The organism is Cognatishimia activa (genome assembly GCF_017798205.1).
Lineage (GTDB): Bacteria > Pseudomonadota > Alphaproteobacteria > Rhodobacterales > Rhodobacteraceae > Cognatishimia > Cognatishimia activa_A.
Genome location: NZ_CP060010.1, coordinates 2,103,789 through 2,122,440 on the forward strand (window position 1 = coordinate 2,103,789; position 18,652 = coordinate 2,122,440).

19 protein-coding genes are annotated in these 18,652 nt (G+C 58.7%); 10 read left to right on the plus strand and 9 right to left on the minus strand.

Going from position 1 to position 18,652, the window contains the following annotated elements; genetic code table 11:
• Positions 1 to 37: 37 nt before the first annotated feature.
• The gene (locus HZ995_RS10290; protein WP_209355574.1) at positions 38 to 232 is read right to left on the minus strand and encodes a SlyX family protein; all 195 of its coding nucleotides are present in this window, start codon (positions 230 to 232) and stop codon (positions 38 to 40) included.
• 153 nt (positions 233 to 385) lie between these two features.
• On the opposite strand from HZ995_RS10290, the gene hisS reads away from it, so the two are divergent.
• From hisS to hisG, 3 genes are read left to right on the plus strand one after another with little or no spacing between them, the layout of a single operon-like run.
• Positions 386 to 1,879 carry a histidine--tRNA ligase gene (gene hisS / locus HZ995_RS10295; RefSeq protein ID WP_209355575.1) on the plus strand — a complete coding sequence of 498 codons (1,494 nt, stop codon included), beginning with the start codon at positions 386 to 388 and terminating at the stop codon, positions 1,877 to 1,879.
• Between the two features lie 3 nt (positions 1,880 to 1,882).
• Positions 1,883 to 2,968 carry an ATP phosphoribosyltransferase regulatory subunit gene (locus HZ995_RS10300; RefSeq protein WP_209355576.1) on the plus strand — a complete coding sequence of 362 codons (1,086 nt, stop codon included), beginning with the start codon at positions 1,883 to 1,885 and terminating at the stop codon, positions 2,966 to 2,968.
• Positions 2,965 to 3,663: an ATP phosphoribosyltransferase gene (hisG, locus tag HZ995_RS10305; RefSeq protein WP_209355577.1), complete on the plus strand. Its 699-nt coding sequence runs from the start codon at positions 2,965 to 2,967 to the stop codon at positions 3,661 to 3,663. Before HZ995_RS10300 ends, hisG begins: the two co-directional genes overlap by 4 nt.
• A gap of 57 nt (positions 3,664 to 3,720) precedes the next feature.
• Here hisG and HZ995_RS10310 read toward each other — a convergent pair whose 3' ends face one another.
• Positions 3,721 to 5,490, minus strand: coding sequence for a serine protease (locus HZ995_RS10310; protein ID WP_209355578.1), 1,770 nt, complete (start codon positions 5,488 to 5,490; stop codon positions 3,721 to 3,723).
• Positions 5,491 to 5,646: 156 nt separating this feature from the next.
• On the opposite strand from HZ995_RS10310, the gene HZ995_RS10315 reads away from it, so the two are divergent.
• The 3 genes from HZ995_RS10315 to glyS are packed head-to-tail and all read left to right on the plus strand — an operon-like array spanning position 5,647 to position 9,322.
• Positions 5,647 to 6,573, plus strand: a complete 927-nt coding sequence (locus HZ995_RS10315) for a glycine--tRNA ligase subunit alpha (RefSeq protein WP_209355579.1) — start codon at positions 5,647 to 5,649, stop codon at positions 6,571 to 6,573.
• Positions 6,570 to 7,094 carry a DUF6446 family protein gene (locus HZ995_RS10320; RefSeq protein ID WP_245168641.1) on the plus strand — a complete coding sequence of 175 codons (525 nt, stop codon included), beginning with the start codon at positions 6,570 to 6,572 and terminating at the stop codon, positions 7,092 to 7,094. The genes HZ995_RS10315 and HZ995_RS10320 overlap by 4 nt, the downstream gene beginning before the upstream one ends.
• A 5-nt stretch (positions 7,095 to 7,099) precedes the next feature.
• Positions 7,100 to 9,322: a glycine--tRNA ligase subunit beta gene (gene glyS, locus HZ995_RS10325; protein WP_209355580.1), complete on the plus strand. Its 2,223-nt coding sequence runs from the start codon at positions 7,100 to 7,102 to the stop codon at positions 9,320 to 9,322.
• Here the strand turns inward: glyS and HZ995_RS10330 are convergent.
• Genes HZ995_RS10330 through HZ995_RS16105 form a run of 5 tightly spaced genes read right to left on the minus strand, consistent with a single transcriptional unit; the run spans position 9,319 to position 12,266 of the window.
• A complete protein-coding gene (locus HZ995_RS10330) occupies positions 9,319 to 10,023 on the minus strand; it encodes an EI24 domain-containing protein (protein WP_209355581.1) in 705 nt (234 codons plus the stop codon). The two genes, glyS and HZ995_RS10330, sit on opposite strands and share 4 nt — an antisense overlap.
• Complete coding sequence (locus HZ995_RS10335) at positions 10,008 to 10,586, minus strand: nitroreductase family protein (RefSeq protein WP_209355582.1); 579 nt, start codon at positions 10,584 to 10,586, stop codon at positions 10,008 to 10,010. The genes HZ995_RS10330 and HZ995_RS10335 overlap by 16 nt, the downstream gene beginning before the upstream one ends.
• Positions 10,587 to 10,644: 58 nt before the next feature.
• Positions 10,645 to 11,766 carry a class II histone deacetylase gene (locus HZ995_RS10340; RefSeq protein WP_209355583.1) on the minus strand — a complete coding sequence of 374 codons (1,122 nt, stop codon included), beginning with the start codon at positions 11,764 to 11,766 and terminating at the stop codon, positions 10,645 to 10,647.
• 12 nt (positions 11,767 to 11,778) lie between these two features.
• Positions 11,779 to 12,012, minus strand: coding sequence for a hypothetical protein (locus HZ995_RS10345; protein ID WP_209355584.1), 234 nt, complete (start codon positions 12,010 to 12,012; stop codon positions 11,779 to 11,781).
• A gap of 38 nt (positions 12,013 to 12,050) precedes the next feature.
• On the minus strand, positions 12,051 to 12,266 hold the full coding sequence (locus HZ995_RS16105; RefSeq protein WP_245168642.1) for a hypothetical protein: 216 nt from the start codon (positions 12,264 to 12,266) through the stop codon (positions 12,051 to 12,053).
• Here HZ995_RS16105 and HZ995_RS10350 point away from each other — a divergent pair.
• The 4 genes from HZ995_RS10350 to HZ995_RS10365 all read left to right on the plus strand — a co-directional run bounded on the left by HZ995_RS10350 (position 12,265) and on the right by HZ995_RS10365 (position 16,708).
• A complete protein-coding gene (locus HZ995_RS10350) occupies positions 12,265 to 12,816 on the plus strand; it encodes a M48 family metalloprotease (protein ID WP_245168643.1) in 552 nt (183 codons plus the stop codon). The genes HZ995_RS16105 and HZ995_RS10350 overlap by 2 nt on opposite strands.
• Positions 12,817 to 13,170: a YigZ family protein gene (locus HZ995_RS10355; RefSeq protein ID WP_209355586.1), complete on the plus strand. Its 354-nt coding sequence runs from the start codon at positions 12,817 to 12,819 to the stop codon at positions 13,168 to 13,170.
• Positions 13,171 to 13,220: 50 nt separating this feature from the next.
• Positions 13,221 to 14,609, plus strand: coding sequence for a 30S ribosomal protein S12 methylthiotransferase RimO (gene rimO, locus HZ995_RS10360; protein WP_209358238.1), 1,389 nt, complete (start codon positions 13,221 to 13,223; stop codon positions 14,607 to 14,609).
• Positions 14,610 to 14,788: 179 nt separating this feature from the next.
• A complete protein-coding gene (locus tag HZ995_RS10365; protein WP_209355587.1) occupies positions 14,789 to 16,708 on the plus strand; it encodes an AsmA family protein in 1,920 nt (639 codons plus the stop codon).
• Between the two features lie 67 nt (positions 16,709 to 16,775).
• Here the strand turns inward: HZ995_RS10365 and HZ995_RS10370 are convergent, their stop codons facing one another.
• Both HZ995_RS10370 and HZ995_RS10375 read right to left on the minus strand, forming a co-directional pair.
• Complete coding sequence (locus HZ995_RS10370) at positions 16,776 to 17,360, minus strand: GcrA family cell cycle regulator (RefSeq protein ID WP_209355588.1); 585 nt, start codon at positions 17,358 to 17,360, stop codon at positions 16,776 to 16,778.
• A 128-nt stretch (positions 17,361 to 17,488) separates the two neighbouring features.
• Positions 17,489 to 18,373 carry a DMT family transporter gene (locus HZ995_RS10375; RefSeq protein WP_209355589.1) on the minus strand — a complete coding sequence of 295 codons (885 nt, stop codon included), beginning with the start codon at positions 18,371 to 18,373 and terminating at the stop codon, positions 17,489 to 17,491.
• Positions 18,374 to 18,652: the final 279 nt, after the last annotated feature.

An 18,652-nucleotide genomic window follows, 5' to 3' on the forward strand; every position in this document is an offset into this window, starting at 1 on the left:
CAGCTCGCGCATCGCGCGCTGCCGCTCGGCTCTTCGCTCAATAATGCGGTGGCCGCTCATCCCCCAACACTACCCCACCCGAGCCCGCCGACTCCCGATCCGCCTCGCGCTCCAAGAGCATCTGAACCCGCCGCTTCAACAGCACCAGCTCCGTATCCTGCCGAGCAATCACGTCGGACAGTTCCTCAACCGTGCGGGTCAAATGGGCGATCTGTTCTTCTAGCTTTTCCATACTCTCCACATAAGCCGCGCTCCAACGCCCCGCAATCCCTCTCATTCTCTTGCCACAAATATCCGCGCCGCAGGCAAGCCGACAGGCTTTCGGTTGCCTGCCACCTAGGGGGCTGCTAAGGGGCAGGCATTATGTCAACCAAGGACCAGAGAGATGGCCAAAGTAAAGAAAGCCCCGCGCCCTAAGGCTCAGACGCCCAAGGGTTTCCGCGACTATTTCGGCAGCGAAGTGACAGAACGCGCCGAAATGCTGCATCAGATTGCAGGGGTTTATCATCGCTATGGTTTTGAGGCCTTGGAGAGCGCTGCTGTGGAAACCGTCGAAGCGCTTGGCAAATTCCTGCCTGATGTCGATCGCCCCAACGAAGGCGTCTTTGCTTGGCAAGAGGCGGATGAGGACGGGCAGGGCGATTGGATGGCTCTGCGCTATGACCTAACCGCGCCTCTGGCACGCGTTTATGCGCAACATCGCAACGATTTGCCGACGCCATATCGCCGCTACGCGATGGGCCCCGTCTGGCGCAACGAAAAGCCAGGACCGGGCCGATATCGCCAGTTCTATCAGTGTGACGCAGACACCGTCGGCACCGCCTCCATGGGGGCAGACGCCGAGATCTGCGCCATGCTCAGCGACACGCTGGAAACCGTTGGCATTCCACGCGGAGACTACCTCGTGCGCGTGAACAACCGTAAGGTCCTTAACGGGGTCCTTGAAGCCATGGGTCTTGGCGACGATCAAGCCGCCCGCGATAACGTGCTTCGCACCATCGACAAATTCGACAAAGTCGGCGAAGAGGGCGTGCGCGAGCTCTTAACCAAGGGTCGACTGGATGCATCCGGAGCCTTTATCGACGGCGTTGGTCTCAGCGAAGATCAGGCCGAACCGGTGATCGCATTCCTGACCTCTAAAGCAGATAATGTCGCCAAGACATTCGAGAAACTGCGTGGCGCTGTCGGCGCGTCAGCAATCGGAGCCGAAGGCATCGCCGAACTAGAACAGATCGGCGATCTATTGGCCGCAGGCGGCTATGGTGCGGACCGGATTGAAATTGATCCTTCGGTTGTTCGTGGCCTTGGCTACTACACCGGCCCTGTCTTTGAGGCCGAACTGACCTTCGAGATTTTCGACGAAAAGGGCCGCAAACGTCAGTTTGGCTCTGTCTCGGGTGGCGGCCGCTACGATGACCTCGTGAAACGCTTCACTGGCCAATCCGTGCCAGCAACGGGTGTTTCCATCGGTGTGGATCGCCTACTCGCCGCGTTGCGCGAAAAAGGCCGTATCGGTGGCGCGGTCACGGGTCCAGTCGTGGTGACCGTCATGGATCGGGACCGTATGGCGGATTATCAGGCGATGGTCACTGAACTGCGCAACGCGGGCATTCGCGCCGAAGTCTACCTCGGCAATCCAAAGAACTTCGGCAATCAGCTGAAATATGCGGACAAGCGGAATTCTCCGATTGCGGTCATCGAGGGTGGCGATGAAAAGGCCAATGGCGTCATCCAGATCAAAGACCTGATCCTGGGTGCCAAAATCGCCGAAAGCGCCACGCTTGAGGAATGGAAAGAACGCCCAAGCCAGTTCGAAGTGCCGCGCGGCGAGTTGGTCGCAAAGGTGCGCGAGATACTCGCGGCGCAAGCGGAAGACTAAGCCATGGCTGACAAGACAAAGATCCGCGCACGCGCCGCTGAACTGCGGGCGGGGTTTGAGGTGGCGGGGGCGACCGTTGCCGAGACCTCTGTTCTGCAGCCGGCCGAAGTGCTCTTGGACCTCTATGGCGAGGACATTCGGGGCCGTGCCTATGTGACCTCGGATGCGCTCTTGGGCGAGCAGATGCTGCGCCCGGATTTCACGGTGCCTGTTGTGCAGATGCATATGGCGCATGGGGCGGAACCTGCGCGCTATACCTATTCCGGCGAAGTTTTCCGTCGCCAGGAAGACGACAGCAGCCGCGCCAACGAATACACGCAGGTCGGCTATGAGGTCTTTGATCGTCAGAACCCAGCTGCTGCGGATGCCGAGGTCTTTACCCTCGTGCGCGATGCCGTGGCGCATTTGAACCTCCGGGCGGCAACCGGTGACATCGGCCTTTTGGCCGCAGCGGTCGCAGGTCTTGAGACCACTGGGCGTCGCAAGGCGGCTCTCGCGCGTCATCTCTGGCGGCCGCGCCGGTTCCGCGCTTTGCTGGATCGGTTTGCCAAGCCAACGCCTGCGGACAGCCATCGCGCCAAATTGGCTTCCTCCGCTGATCCGTTTGCCGAGGCAGGCCCAATGATCGGTCTGCGTGGCGCGGATGAGATCGAAGCCCGGATTGCGGCGATCAAAGAAGACACCACTGCGGAACCAATTTCGGCAGTTCAGGTTGACCTGATCGACGAGCTGCTAAACGTCCGCGAAACCCTGCCGTATGCGCTGGATCGCCTGCGTGATATTGCCGTGGATATGCCCGCGATCAGCGGAGCTGTCACGCGATTGGAACACCGCATCCGAGCCTTGTCTGAGCGCGGCGTCGACGTCGACGCGCTGGAATTTGAGGCCAGCTATGGGCGCACCAGCATGGAATACTACGACGGCTTCGTCTTTGGGTTCTATTCTGATCAACGTGGTGACTTGCCAGCGGTGGCTTCGGGTGGGCGTTATGACGCGCTGACTCGGGTTTTGGGCCAAGGCAACGAAATCCCCGCCGTCGGAGGCGTCATCCGCCCCGAAGTGGTCCTGCAACTGGAGGGCTCGGTATGACGATCAAGCTGGGTGTGCCCTCGAAGGGCCGTTTGATGGAAAAGACCTTTGACTGGTTTGGGGCGCGGGGTATTTCGCTCGCACGGACCGGATCTGATCGCGAATATGCGGGTAAGGTCGACGGGATTGAAGGTGTCGAGCTGGTCTTGCTCAGCGCCGGGGAAATCCCGCGCGAGCTTGCCGCAGGGCGTATTCATCTAGGCGTCACGGGCACCGATCTGGTGCGCGAAAAGCTGGGTATGTGGGAGCAGCAGGTCAAAGAACTCGCGCCACTAGGCTTTGGTGGAGCGGATTTGATCCTTGCGGTCCCTGCCTGCTGGGTCGATGTGGAAACGCTGGATGATCTGGACGCTGTGGCCTCGGCCTTTCGCAAAACCCACGGCTTCCGCCTGAGGATTGCGACGAAGTATCACCGACTGGTGCGCGAGTTTCTGCGTGACGCCGGAGTTGCGGACTATCAATTGGTGGATAGCCAAGGCGCGACCGAGGGGACGATCAAGAACCTGACGGCTGAGGCGGTTGCGGATATCACCTCGACGGGCGAGACATTGCGGGCCAATCACCTCAAGATCCTGTCCGATGGGTTGATGTTGAAGTCCCAAGCGACGCTCTTCAAGTCGCGCAGAGCCCCGGTTGATGACGGAGAGAAAGCAATCCTGACCCGCCTGATCGAGCAACTCGGGATTGAAAGCTAAATAAAAAAAAGCCCCGGTGCAGGTGCCCGGGGCTTTCTCGTTCGATTTGCTTAGCGCTTACCAGCAGCTGACCAAAACGGTCATTTCCCCTGCATATTCAGTAAGATCAACCGGATCGAGCGCACCCAGTTGGTCGCCAGTCGCCGCGCTTAGGCCCGAAGCCGCCAAGAGCGATTGGATCGCGTCAGAGTCAGCTTTAAGGCTCACGTCATTTGGCAATTGCCGCGTGCCAGTATCGCGCGCCATCAGCATGCCGACCACATTGCCACCTATGTCAAAGACCGGCCCACCCGCATCACCCGGTTGCGGCGCCAGAGCCAGACGGGTCAGCTCTGTTTCCCCGCCCAGACCGCGAAGATCCTGGACGGTGCCATAGGTAAGGGTCGGCGCGCCCAGAAGGCCTTCAAAGGAATAGCCCGCAACCGCAACCTCAGACGTGCGCGGCAGGGAAGAGGCGCGGAAGGTTGCAACGGAAATCGGCGCGATACGCTCTTTCGGGCGCAGAACCGCAACACCGAGGCTGTCTTCTTGACCAACGACTTCGGCCTCATAGTCTTCATTCACCGTGATGCGCTGACAGGTGCCAATGGCCTCAGTCGTCGTAACAACCGTTCCCGCGCCATCGGTGAAAAAGCCGGTGCGAGAGAATTTCGGACGGCGTACTTCCAGACCAGACAGCAGGTCGATGTCATCCAGCAATTCAAGCCCCGCATCCGGTGCCAAAGTCCCTCCGATGCGTGTGAACGACGTCCGCATTTCGCCAAGAATCCGGCGGCGGCGCTCTTCGTCTCCGGTTGGCCAGACAAGGGTGAAGCCTTTGATTTGACCATCCCGCAGGCCGACTTCGGTGAAGGAAACGATCTCGTCATCCGCGCCTTCCAGAGTGAAACCGTTCTTGGTCAGACGACGATCACCGTCCAGCGGCACAATCTTGAGCGTTTGCATGATCTCATAGAGGCCTGCCAGCGTAGTGCGGTTACCGTCCTGAGAAATCAGGATCACCTGCGCGTCAATGTCGCCGCGTGGTTTGAAGGTGACGAAGGGGTAGATCGGGTCGGTCTTCGTGACAACACCGGTCGGGATCTGGATCTCGATGCCAGAGTCAAACTCAGTCACCAAACGCATGTCCATACCGTCCAAGATCGCATTATAGGCCCGCAGGATCTCGGCACGCTGTAAGGTCGACATAACGCCAGTTGGCTCATATCCGTTGTCTTCCTGCCACGCAGCCATCGCGTTGCGGGTTCCGCGTCCATAGGCTCCGTCGATTGCGGAATTATAGAAGCCAGCCCATTGCAACAGACGCTGAAGGTCTTTCTTTTGCTCGCGATTGAGCTGATCTTCAGATGCCCGCGCTTCGCGCACCGTTTCGCCGGGATCTCTGAACTCTGGTTCTACTGGGACAACTGGAACTGGCGTTGCCACCACTTCCGTGGTCGCGGTTTCTTCAACCGCTGTCTCTTCTTCGGTCGCGGCGACCGCCGGTGCTGCCCCGAGCGTGGTATTCAGAGGCCAGAATTGTTCGTCAAACGCCGAAGAGAAGGTGATGTAGGAATCGCGCGGGATCAGATTGCGCCGGCGCAAGTCTCGCAGCCGACGATCCGCTGTCACGCGATCAAACGGGCCAATGGCAATGGCGTACCACCCGCCACCTAGGGCAAAACCATTCACGTCCTCAAGATCCTGCGCATAGCGTTGCGCTTCGACGGTGGCCTCGGTAAGGCTCGGGCGGGCTTTGATCTGAACCCAAACACCGCTTGATTGCGCAGATGCAAATTGCGCGCCAAGCAGCAGGGCAAAGACAAAAGAAAGAAACTTAAAACGCATCGATAACATGGCCCTTTGGCTACGGAAATTTCCTGTCCCGCGCAGTTTTACCAATTCTCAAGGGGCATGCACTCGAAAATTGAGCTTTCGTGCAATTGACCCGCCCGTGTGTTGCGCATAGGAACTAAACGCGTTTGATATGGGCAAGGCAGAGCAATGACAGACGGTAAACCCAAGTCTTTCCAAGAGATCATTTTGCGGCTTCAGAGCTACTGGGCGGCAAAGGGATGTGCGATTATGCAGCCTTACGACATGGAAGTGGGCGCGGGCACGTTTCACCCGGCGACCACCCTGCGTTCTTTGGGTAGCAAACCTTGGGCCGCGGCCTATGTTCAGCCGTCTCGCCGTCCGACCGATGGGCGCTATGGTGAGAACCCCAACCGCTTGCAGCACTACTATCAGTATCAGGTCTTGATCAAACCCAGCCCGCCGAACCTGCAAGAGCTGTATCTTGGGTCGCTCGAGGCGATCGGCATCGATATGGAGCTTCACGACATCCGCTTTGTTGAGGATGACTGGGAAAGCCCTACGCTCGGTGCTTGGGGTCTGGGCTGGGAAGTCTGGTGTGACGGGATGGAAGTCAGCCAGTTCACTTATTTCCAGCAAGTTGGCGGTCATGATTGCCATCCGGTTTCTGGCGAGCTGACCTACGGGCTCGAGCGTCTGGCGATGTATGTGCTGGGCGTGGACCACGTGATGGACATGCCGTTTAATGACCCGTCAGCGCCGATTGCTTTGACATACGGTGATGTCTTCAAGCAAACCGAAGAAGAATACGCACGTTGGAATTTCGACGTTGCGAATACAGAGGTTTTGCTGCGTCACTTTGAGGAAGCTGAAGCGGAATGCGAAGCGATCCTGAGCCAAGAGCACGACGATCCCAAAACCGGTAAACGCATCATCATGGCGCATCCGGCCTATGATCAATGCATCAAGGCGAGCCATATCTTCAACCTGCTCGATGCACGCGGTGTGATTTCTGTCACGGAACGTCAGGCTTACATTGGCCGTGTGCGGGCGCTGGCCAAGAAATGCGCCGATGCCTTTGTCTTGACCGAAGCAGGTGGCGGAGCGGCCGCGTGAACGGAAAAATCGTCGGAGCATTCATTCTAATGACGGCATTGGCAGCGGGCATCGCGCTTTATGTGTTTCAGGTCTATGCCTTTTATGAACCCGTAGAGGCCTCGGGCGACGCGGACGTTCAGATGACCCTGCTGGCCAGCAATCAGCCCGAAGCGATCCTCTATGAGAACTTTGAAGCGATTGATGCCGACAGCTCTCCGATCCGCTATCGCGCCTGTTTCACGACGACCATGAGCCAGCCTCTGCTGACCGAGACATATAAGCCCTACGACAAAGCCGTGCCAAATGTGGCGCCGGGCTGGTTTGACTGTTTCAACGCGGATGAAATCGGCGCGGCGCTGTCCAGCGGCGAGGCATTGGCCTTTCTGGGCACCGAAAACATTCACTATGGCATCGACCGCGTGATCGCTGTGATGCCCGACGGCCGGGGCTTTGCCTGGCACCAGATCAACCCTTGCGGAGAGACCGTTTTTGACGGCGATCCCGCTCCGGCGGGATGTCCGCCGCAACCCGAAGGCTGAGTGATATGCCCGATCTTTTGATTGAACTTTTCTCCGAGGAAATCCCCGCGCGTATGCAGGCGCGGGCGGCCGAGGATCTGAAAAAGCGCGTGACCGATGGGTTGGTGGCCGCGGGTCTGACCTATGCGCATGCCTCAAGCTTTTCGACCCCGCGGCGTCTGACCCTCGCGCTTGAGGGGATGTTGGCTGAAAGCCCAACGGTGCGCGAAGAGCGCAAAGGTCCCAAAGTGGGCGCGCCGGAGAAGGCCATCGAAGGTTTCCTGCGCGGCGCTGGCCTCACCATGGATCAGCTTGAAGAACGCGACACGCCGAAGGGCGCGGTTTACTTTGCGACCATCGAGAAAACCGGGCGACCGGCTGCCGAGATCGTGGCTGAGGTTCTGGAAGACACGATCCGCAATTTCCCATGGCCCAAGGCGATGCGTTGGGGGGCAGGGGCTTTGCGTTGGGTACGGCCTTTGCATTCGATCCTGTGCTTGATCACGGATGAAGCGGGTGCGACCGTCGTGCCGATGGATGTGGACGGGATTGCGGCCGGTGATACCACCGAAGGCCACCGCTTCATGGGCACTGGCCGTTTTGCGGTGACCTCCTTTGAGGATTATGAGGCGCGACTGAAGCGCAATCACGTGATCCTGAACGCCACCGAGCGCGCCGAAGCGATCTGGGCTGATGCGCAGAATTTGGCCTTCGCGCAGGGCCTAGAAGTGGTTGAGGACAAAGGCCTTTTAGCCGAGGTCGCTGGGCTTGTGGAATGGCCGGTGACCCTGATGGGCGACATCGCCGAGGATTTCTTGGGTCTGCCGCCTGAGGTGCTACAGACCTCAATGAAAGAACACCAGAAGTTCTTCTCCGTGAAGAACCCCAAAACGGGCCGGATCGAGAAATTCATCACCGTCGCCAACCGCGAGACCGCCGACCAGGGCGCGACCATTCTGGCGGGCAACCAGAAGGTTTTGTTCGCGCGCTTGTCTGACGCCAAGTTCTTCTGGGAGAACGACGTGCGCATCGCCAAGACTGGCGCGAGCGAGTGGCTGGAGAAGCTCACCCATGTGACCTTCCACAACAAACTCGGCAGCCAGGGTGAGCGGATCGACCGCATCGCAGCACTTGCCCGCGAAATCGCGCCGATTGTGGGGGCGGATGCGGATCTGGCCGAAAAGGCCGCGCGCTGGGCCAAGGCGGATCTCAGCTCTGAGATGGTCTATGAGTTCCCAGAGCTGCAGGGTCTGATGGGCCAGTATTATGCAGAATACGCCGGCCATGAGGCCGAAGTCGCGGCAGCAGCGACCGAGCATTACTCGCCGCTGGGGCCATCGGATGATGTGCCGACCGCGCCGGTGTCTGTGGCCGTGGCGCTGGCGGATAAACTGGACGTACTGACAGGCTTCTGGGCGATTGATGAAAAGCCGACGGGGTCGAAAGATCCGTTTGCGCTGCGCCGAGCGGCGTTGGGTGTCATTCGGTTGGTGCTTGAAAATGGTGTTCAAACCAAATTGGATCGCTTTTTTGATACCCAGCTTATTCGCCACAAAGTAAAGTTGAACGAAGATACTTTGGACAGTGGCGAAACGGCCATGCTCAAAGATCTGCTGACCGAAATCGCACGACATGGCGTGTTTGGTGCAGCTCTTGAGACGGTCAAACAGAAGTCGGCTGAAAGCCGAGCACCAGAGGTCGTTGCGCCTGTTCCCGATATTTCCGATGACCTTTTGGGCTTCTTCCACGACCGCCTCAAAGTTTTCCTGCGCGACCAAGGCATTCGCCATGACGTCATCGACGCCTGCATTGCGATGGAGGGCAATGACGACATCGCTCTGCTCGTGAACCGTGCACAGGCGTTGCAGGCCTTCCTTGGCACGGATGACGGTGAAAACCTGCTGCAGGGCTTCAAACGCGCCAACAACATCCTGACCCAAGCCGAGGAAAAGGATGGCGTCGAATATTCCTTCGGGGCCGAGGTGAAATTCGCCGAAGACGCCGCCGAGAAAGATCTGTTTGCTGCGCTCGATAAGTTCGAGGCTCCGATTGCCGAGGCCATCCGGGGCGAGGATTTCGCCGCCGCAATGGCAGGCCTCGCAGGTCTGCGCGCGCCGATTGATGCTTTCTTTGAGGCCGTTCAGGTCAACAGCGACAACGACGTGGTGCGCCGCAATCGCCTGAACCTGCTGAACCGGATCCGCGTGCTTTGCGGCTCGGTCGCCGATCTGACCCGCGTTGAGGGCTAAGAGCGCTCTTCGAGTGTGTGAAACAGGTGGGTAAACGTCGCAGCCCCGAGAATTGGGATCAAGAGGTTCACCAAAGGCACCGACAGCGGGATCGCCATCAGCGTTCCCGCGAGCCAGATGGTGGCGAAATGTTCGCGGCGTAGCTCTTTGGCACCGTCACGGCCAATGCGGCGCATGGCTGCGATAAAGAAATATTCGCGACCCAGAAGGAAGCCGTTCAGTCCCCAGAAGATCAGAGGCGCAAAAGGCGGCAGCGCCAAATAGATCAGCAAAGCCAATATATTGGCTCCGATGAGGACGCCTAGAAAGTTGACCGTATCCTTCATAGCCTCGCTGAACGGTACAGGATCAGCGGGCGGTAGATAGGCGAAATGCCTGTCCTCAACGGCACTCGCAATTCGATCAAGGAAGAGCGACGTAAAGGCCGAAGCCACGGGCACCATCAAAAAGACCGACAGCAGGATGATCGCAAAGAACGAGGTCGCGTTGATGATCCACGCGCCCCATCCACCTTCGCCCATTTGCGCTGCGGCCAGATCGTAGAGGCCGAGCGTATTCAGAACGGCCAAGAGGCCGAAATAAGCTGCGATCAACAGGCCGATTGTCAGCCCAAGCCCCAGAAACAGCACATTGCGAAACCGGGGATCGCCCAGCTGTCCAAGTGCCTTGAAAAAGCTGGAAAATATTACGCCGAGTGCCATGTGACCTTCGCCTCTAGATCGGGACGTGGACGCTCTGGAGGCGCGGATTTCTCGGTGCCGATGTGGATCAGACCCGCCACACGCTCATGCGGTGCAAGGCCGAGGCCTTGTTCGACAAACTCGCGGTCGTGGCTCGCCCAGCCCGACAACCAATTCGCGCCCCATCCGGCGGCCAAGGCTGCGTTCAACAGCGCCAGACAGACGGCACCCGCCGAATAGGTCTGCTCGATCGCGGGGATTTTCTCTGAAATCACAGGGCTTTCGACAACGACCACGGCGAGGCCGCTGGTTTCATATTGCATCGCCCCTTTGTCGATATCGGCTTGGTCTTTGCCCAACCGCGCGCCGCAATCCCGCGCCAATGGGGCGAGCTGCGCCAAAGCCGCGCGGTCCAGAACCATCAAGCGCCAAGGCTCGAGTTTGCCGTGATCCGGCGTGCGCAGTGCGGCCGTCAGGATCGGTTCCAACGCAGCGCGATCAGGCACCGGATCGATCAGCGTCTTTTGCGGTCGGGATCGGCGCGACAAGAGGAAACCGAGGGCGGCTTGGTTGCGGTCAGGCATAAATGACGGGGCCTTTCAAAAAAGTCTTAGGCCAGATGTCATTGTTCCTGACGCGATTTCAACCTTTCGGGGGCGGGTTTTTGAAGGTTTCCGCCATTTCGCGGATCAGCTCGGCATAAAACGCCTGCGTCCGTGCGTTGGGTTGGCGGGTGCGCAGGGTGGCTTCCATCGGGTCGGGGGCTGCGATGTCGCTTTGGGCCAGTTCGGTCATGACTGCATGGCCGCAGAACGGGACATAGGCCTCGGAATAGCCGCCCTCATGCACGCAGACTACGCGACCGTCGCAGATATCATCGGCGAGGCGCATCACCTGTTTGGTCATCGCCGCAAAGGTCTCGGCTGTAGCCATCATCCGCGAGAGGGGATCAAAGGCCGAGGCATCAAAGCCGCAGGCCACAATGATTATATCCGGCGCGAAATCATTCAAAGCAGGCAATACGATGTCCTGCATGGTCATCAGATAGCCGTCATGGCCGACCCCGGGTGGGAGGGGGATGTTGATATTAGCCCCAAGCCCCGCACCGCGCCCGCGATCCGTGATGTCTCCGGTATCCAGCGGGTAGTTCTTTTCCTGATGGATCGAGATCGTCAGAACGTCGCCTCGGTCATAGTACACCGCCTCGGTGCCGTTACCGTGGTGGACGTCCCAATCCAGAACGGCGACACGCGGGATCAGGCCCTCGGCCTGCGCGGCTTCAATCGCGATGCCGATATTATTGAGCAAACAGAAACCGTTAGGCCAATCAGGCAGGCAATGATGCCCCGGCGGACGGCACAGCGCATAGGCGTTGTTGAGCTCGCCTTTTGCCACGGCGGACACCGCAGCTTTGGCAAGACCCGAGGAACGCGACGCGATCTCAAACGCGCCTGGACCGAAGGGCGTACGCAGGCCCAGTTCTCCGCCCCCCGCATCCGAGGTGGCTTTGAATTCCTTGAGGTAGCTCTCTGGATGAACGCGGGCGAGGTCGTCCCATGTGGCGCTCTCGGCGCCCGACATGAACAGTTGTTCAGACAGTCCCGTGATGTCCAAAAGGTTTTTAAACCGTCGTTTGGTTTCAGGCCCCTCTGGCAAGCCTCCGGCGACCATGGGCTGCACCAAACCTCCGACGGGCAGGGTCAGCGCATAGTTGCCGCCTGCGTGCCAAAAGGTCTCTTCCGCCCAGAAAAACCCGGTCGCCATGTCGCTTTCTCCTCAGTCGCGCGCGATCTTGTAAACGCCCTCAGGCAGGTCCAACGCGGCGGCCAGATCCTCGGCCATATCAATCGACAGGGTGATCTTCTGCACCCGATCGCTGCGCTCGTCATATTGTTCGATGGTGATGCAGTCTTCAAAAAGGTTAATCACCACATCCTCTTGAAGATGCGCGCCCTTTTCATCGACAAGCGTCACAACGGTGCTGTCAAATTCGTGCTCGATACTAAACATATCGCCAGCCTAACGCGCCGATGCGCGCTTGCAAGACATCATTGGAAAGTGACTTGGAATTGCGCGCCCTCAGAGCCTATATTTGTGGCCAAGAACAGAGGCCCATCGATGCATTTTAAACTTTCAGCTTTATTATTGGCGTCATCCGTCTTGGCCGGATGCGTAGAGCCAACCAGCGCGCCGCCTGCGCAATCCACGCCCGTGGGGCCTAGCGCAAGCGACGAAGCCCGATACACGCGCGTGGTCAGCCGCATGGAACCCGTCATCGAACGCGAATGTGTGGCACGCGTGGCGTCCAACGTGAACTGCGATTTCGCTATTATTCTGGACGAGGATCCGGCCAAAGGCTCGAACGCCTATCAAACACTGGATCGCAACGGTCGGCCAATCCTCGCATTTACGGCCCAGATCCTGCCAGAGTTTCAGAACGACGATGAGTTGGCCTTTGTTCTGGGCCATGAGGCGGCGCACCATATCGCAGGCCACATTGCCGAAACACGCACCACCGCGACCACCGGCGCGATCCTGGGTGGGGCGATTGCGATTGTCTTGGGCGGTGGGCAATCTGCCGTCGACATCGGCATGGATCTCGGTACCACGGTCGGCGCGCGCGCCTATTCCAAGGACCACGAACTCGAAGCCGACCGCCTTGGCGCGATCTTGACGCAGCGCTCGGGATACAACGCTATCCGGGGCGCGCAGTTCTTTGAACGCATCCCTGATCCCGGAGACCGTTTCCTCGGCACCCACCCGCCCAATGCGCAGCGGATCGCTGTGGTGACCGAGACGGTTCAGGGGCTTTAGGTGAAGCAGATCCTCAATGTGGTCACGGATCGCGGCAGCAAATATGCGGTCAGCGGCTGCCCTGTTGAAAGTCGCGCTGATATTGACGCGGCGCTCAAGGACTTAAAACGCAACAAGAAGTTCGCCAAGGCCACGCACAACACTTGGGCTGCGGTTCTGTCAGATGGCACACCGCTTAAGGGCGACGACGGCGAAAGCGGTGCGGGGCTTGTGATTGTGCGGATGCTAGAGCGCGCGGAGTTGACGGATCACCTGATCGTCGTCACCCGCTGGTATGGCGGCGTGAAACTCGGCGGAGATCGGTTTCGGCGGGTGCAGGATTGTGTGGCGGCCTATTTGGACACGCTCGGATAAGCGACATTTGGGAATTCCCAAACCCCATGAAACCCGCTACATGCCACCCCATGTCGCAAAACCCACCAAATCTCCGCCCGGACCTTGCCAACGCGCAGGTCTCCTCTGACACCCGCGCCGGTCAGCCGACCATCGGCATGGTCAGCCTCGGCTGCCCCAAAGCGCTTGTGGACAGCGAGCGGATCCTCACGCGATTGCGCGCCGAGGGCTATGGCATCTCGCCCGACTATTCCGGCGCGGATGCGGTGATTGTGAACACTTGCGGCTTTCTGGATTCCGCCAAAGCCGAGAGCCTGGATGCCATCGGCGAGGCCCTCGCCGAGAACGGCAAAGTCATCGTAACCGGCTGCCTTGGAGCAGAGCCCGACTACATCCGCGAGCATCACCCCAAAATCCTCGCCGTCACCGGTCCGCATCAATATGAACAGGTGCTGGATGCAGTCCATGGCGCAGTCCCGCCGTCCCCAGATCCGTTTATCGACCTGCTGCCCAGCTCCAGTGTGCAGCTGACGCCGCGCCACTATAGCTATCTCAAGATTTCCGAGGGCTGTAACCACAAGTGCAAGTTCTGCATCATCCCCGACATGCGCGGCAAGTTGGCGTCACGTCCCGCCCATGCGGTGTTGCGCGAGGCGGAGAAGCTGGTGGAGGCCGGGGTTAAAGAACTCTTAGTGATTTCCCAGGATACCTCGGCCTACGGGCTGGATCGCAAATATTCAACGCACCCGTGGAAAGACCGCGAGGTGCGCAGTCACATCACCGATCTGGCGCGAGAATTGGGGCAGTTTGGGGCTTGGGTGCGGTTGCATTACGTCTACCCGTACCCACATGTGCGCGATCTGATCCCGTTGATGGCAGAGGGGTTGATCCTGCCCTATCTGGATATCCCGTTTCAGCATTCCCACCCGGACACGCTCAAACGCATGGCGCGGCCGGCGCATACGGCTAAGACGTTGGATGAGATCGCGAAATGGCGATCCGATTGCCCAGACATCACGCTGCGCTCGACTTTTATCGTGGGTTATCCGGGGGAAACCGAGGCCGAGTTCCAGCACCTTTTGGATTGGATGGATGAGGCTCAACTGGATCGCGTGGGCTGTTTTCAATACGAGAACGTGGATGGCGCGCGGTCCAATGATCTTCCGGATCACGTGGCGCCTGAGGTCAAGCAAGATCGCTGGGAGCGCTTTATGGAGAAAGCACAGGCAATCTCTCAGGCCAAGCTGGCGGCGAAAGTCGGCTCGGTTCAACAGGTCATTGTCGATGATATCGATGAGGACGGGATCGCGACCTGTCGGACCAAAGCGGATGCGCCTGAGATTGACGGGAACCTCTTTATTGATGAGGGAACCGATGGGCTGTCGGTCGGAGATCTGGTGACAGTGATTGTCGATGAGGCGGGGGAATATGATTTGTGGGGGACGCTGGGCACTGGATAGAACGGTGCTTTTGCTCAGCGGTTCAATACCATCAGTGCGGGTTCGATAGCCAATTTTTTATGGCTTTGACGGCTGTGTCCGGCGATCCAAGCGCCTTATCGCCCAAGGCACAGGCCTCCGGACTTGCCCAAGACCTTCTCAGCAGCTACCGATAACGCAGCTAATTCCAGAGGGCTCCCATGTTCCGCATTCTTCGCATCCTTCTTTCTATTGTTGCTGTCTTGGTCATCGCCATCGGCGCGCTGATTTTCTTCTTGCCCGGCGAGCAAATCGCGCGATTGGCCTCGGATCAGCTCAAAGAGCAATTCGGGCGTGATCTGACTATCGAAGGCGATGTGCAACTGAGCTTTTTCCCGACCTTGGGGATATCGACCGGACCGGTCACGCTGTCTAACGCCAGTTGGTCCTCGAATGGTCCGATGTTTCAGGCCCAAGGCGCGAAGATCGGCGTGGATGCGATGGCGCTGATTGGTGGCAATACGCATATCAAAAACATCACCCTGACCGCGCCGGATATCTTGCTGGAACAGAATGGAGCGGGGCAGGCCAACTGGGATGATTTCACCGGTCAGTCCGCGGCGGACGCAACTGCCGCGACCGATGAGGGGGCCGAAGAGGGCGCGGCCTTCACCTTGGATCAGATCCAGATCACCAACGCGCGTATTCGCTATCTGGATCCCAACGGCACCAACGTGGATATCCCGGATCTGACCGCAGATTTCGGTTGGGGCGAAGGAGCGGCGACTTTGGCGGCGACTGTGGTCATGGGCGGGGCTCCAATTGACGCAAGCATTGAAATCGGAGACCTGAACGACCTGATCGCAGGCGATGTAACTCAGGTGAAACTGGCCGCAGATGTGGGTCAAAACAAACTCAGTTTCGATGGTTTGGCCTCTACAACGCCTGAAGCCGATGGTCAGTTCAGTGCAGAACTGCCGAACCCGTCCGAGCTGTTTGCAGCCCTTGGCCAAGCCGATGCAGGTCTGCCGCCTACCGATTTCAAAGGACTGGTGACTCTGACCAAGGACAGCGTTTTCAGCCTGCGCGGAGGGCGTATCACGCTGGACGGCAATGACCTAAGTGCCGAAGCGGACGTAAACTTTTCTGGCAAGCCGAATGTTGTCGCGAGCATCTCGGCAGGCGCGCTTGACCTCAAACCTTACTTGGGTGGCGAGACGGCGGGCGCGAGCTCTTCCGAGGCAAGCGCGGGCTGGCCCACCGATCCAATCGACGCAAGCGCCTTAGGATTGTTTGACGGCAAGATCACTCTTTCTGCCTCCTCTATCGATCTTGGCAGCCTGAACTTTGGCTCCTCGCGCGTTGCCATCGATGTCGACAATTCCCGCGCGGTAGCGACGCTCCATCAGCTAACCGGCTATGAGGGCACTGTCACGGGCCAGTTCGTGGCCAACAATCGTAGCGGATTTTCCGTGGGCGGCGACATGACCATGAGCGACCTCGCGCTGCAGGGGCTCTTGTCTGACCTGATCGGAAGTGACCGTTTCACAGGTGCCGCGAATGCGCGGATGGCCTTTGTGGGGTCAGGCAGTTCTGTTGATGCGATCATGAACTCTTTGCGTGGTGATGGATCTTTGTCAGTCGGGAACGGGACCATTTCGGGACTAGATCTGGACCAATTGTTCCGGGGGCGTCCGAATTCCGGCACTACGATCTTTGACTCAATGAGCGCAAGCTGGACTATTGATGCGGGTGTTTTGACCAACAATGATCTGTTGATGGATCTGCCGAATGTGCAAGCCAAGGGCGCAGGCACCATCGGCCTTGGCGCGCAGAACCTGGATTATACATTTACGCCGCAACTGAAGAATGAGTCAGATACAGGCTTCTCCTTCCCTGTTCGCGTGACGGGCCCTTGGGCGTCCCCAAGCATTCGCCCAGACCTTGAAGCCGTGGCAAAACAGAACTTTCAGGAAGAGATCGACAAGCTCGAAGACAAGGCTGTGGAGGCCGTTGCTGATCGTCTGGGCACGACTGCGGATCAAGTTGAGAATCTGGGGCAAAACCTTGAGCAAGAGCTTCAGAACAAGCTTGAAGAAGAGGTTGGCAATCGACTCAAGAACCTCTTAGGCGGCAACTGATCCAGCCTAAATCCAAACAAAAAGCCCCGGCGAAGAACCGGGGCTTTTTTGAATTCTGAAACCGAACTTAGCGGCGACGGTCGCGGCGCGAAGACATCGGCTGGAAAGCCACGCCTACATGGGCCTCGCAATAAGGTTTGCCTGCTTGTACCGGCAGACCGCAGAACCAGAAGTGATCCGTGGCCGGGTCGCCAACAGGCCATTTGCAGGTGCGCTCAGTCAGTTCCATCAAAGTCAGCTTTTTGGCTTTCTTCTCGACCTCATTCACCTTGGCCAGCGCTTCTGGGCTGATCTCATTGGCCGACGGTTGAGGTGGCAGAGGCTGGCCTGCTGGAATGATCGCCTTGCGATTTGCCGGAGTTGCAGCCGGACGCTGAGGCACCGCAGGTTCGGTCTTCATCTCTGGCATCGGGTCGGCTTTGGGTTTGGCTGCGGCCTTCGGTTTTGGAGCTGCCTTAGGCTTGGCTTCGGCCTTTGTTGCGCTGTCAGATTTGGTCGAAGTGGTCGCGCGGTTGGACAAACCCAAACGGTGGACTTTGCCAATCACAGCGTTACGGGTCACGCCGCCAAGTTCCTTGGCGATCTGGCTGGCCGACTGGCCTTCGCCCCACATTTTTTTCAGAAGCTCGACGCGCTCATCAGTCCAGGACATCTTTGGTTCCTTGCCTTTATCGGTGGCATGCGGGCAGGCTGCGCCGCTTTTTCGGTCAGTCACCTATTTTAGTCACGCCACGCGCAGTTACAAGGCGCAGAATCAGGAATCAGCCCAGGATTTCAGAATCATTTGACCTGTTGCGCATTCACCGTCTCGCGCCAGACGAGGATTGCCGCGCCCGCGATGATCAAAAGCGCGCCCGATATGCTGATGATATCGGGAATGACGCCAAAGATGAGGCCATCATAGAGCGTGGCAAAGGCCAGTGTCGTGTAAAAGAACGGGGCGACAAAGCCGGTGTCCGCGCGCGCAATCGCGTTAATAAAGCAGCTCTGCGCCGCCGCCATCAGGAATCCGACGCCGGCCAGCGCGGCCCATTGCAGGGGCGTTGGGGAAATCCAGACGAAATAGGCTACGGCTGACGCAATCGTGCAACCAATGATATTGTTGACCAAAAGGATCTGTAGCGGCCCTTCGCGTCCGCTGAGCAGTTTGATGAAAATCAACTCTGCCCCCAAGAGAGCCGCCGACCCCAAAGCCAGAAGCGCTCCGAATTCGATCACGCCAGCACTCGGGCGGGTCAAAAGCATGGCACCGGCAAAGGCAATGATAGCGGACATCACGCGCCATTTGCCAATCCGCTCACCTAGCAATGGGATTGCGAGCAACATGCCAATCACGGGATTTAGGAAACTGATCGCGGTGGCGTCGGATAGGGGAATGAAGGCCGCCGCCGCAAACATCAGTGTGACGCCGCCCCAGCCAAAGGTGGATCTGCCAAGATGAAGCCCCAGATGCGTGCGTTTAAACCGCGGCCGCATAATCAAAACCGCCGTGGAAATCGCGATCAGGGCAAAGATAAAGCGCCCCTGGCTGATCTGAAACGCATGGAGCGGCGGGCCCAGCGCTTCGGTGCCGAGGGCTTTGGCCAAGAGGGTCGTACCCGCCACAAAACTAGAGGCAAGCACAGTCAGGGCTGCAGCAAGAGTGGGATTGGGCAACACAGTCATGATCCGAGTGGTGCGCCTTTCGTGTGGGCTCTGCAAGGGGAAAGCACGCATTGCCCGCGCGCCGCGATTTCAAAGAGGGTTCTCAAAGGCCCGATGTGCGTGTATCAGCGCCTCATGGCGATTCTTGCGACATATATCCGCGTCCGACGACTGCGATAAATTTCCCTCCTGCACATGACGTGCAGGCGCGCCTCTCGTGTTGGCGAAATGCCGACCAAACCTCACTAAACATCCGCAAAACACCGCAAGCCTGCGCACAGCCGTTGACAGTTCCTGTCC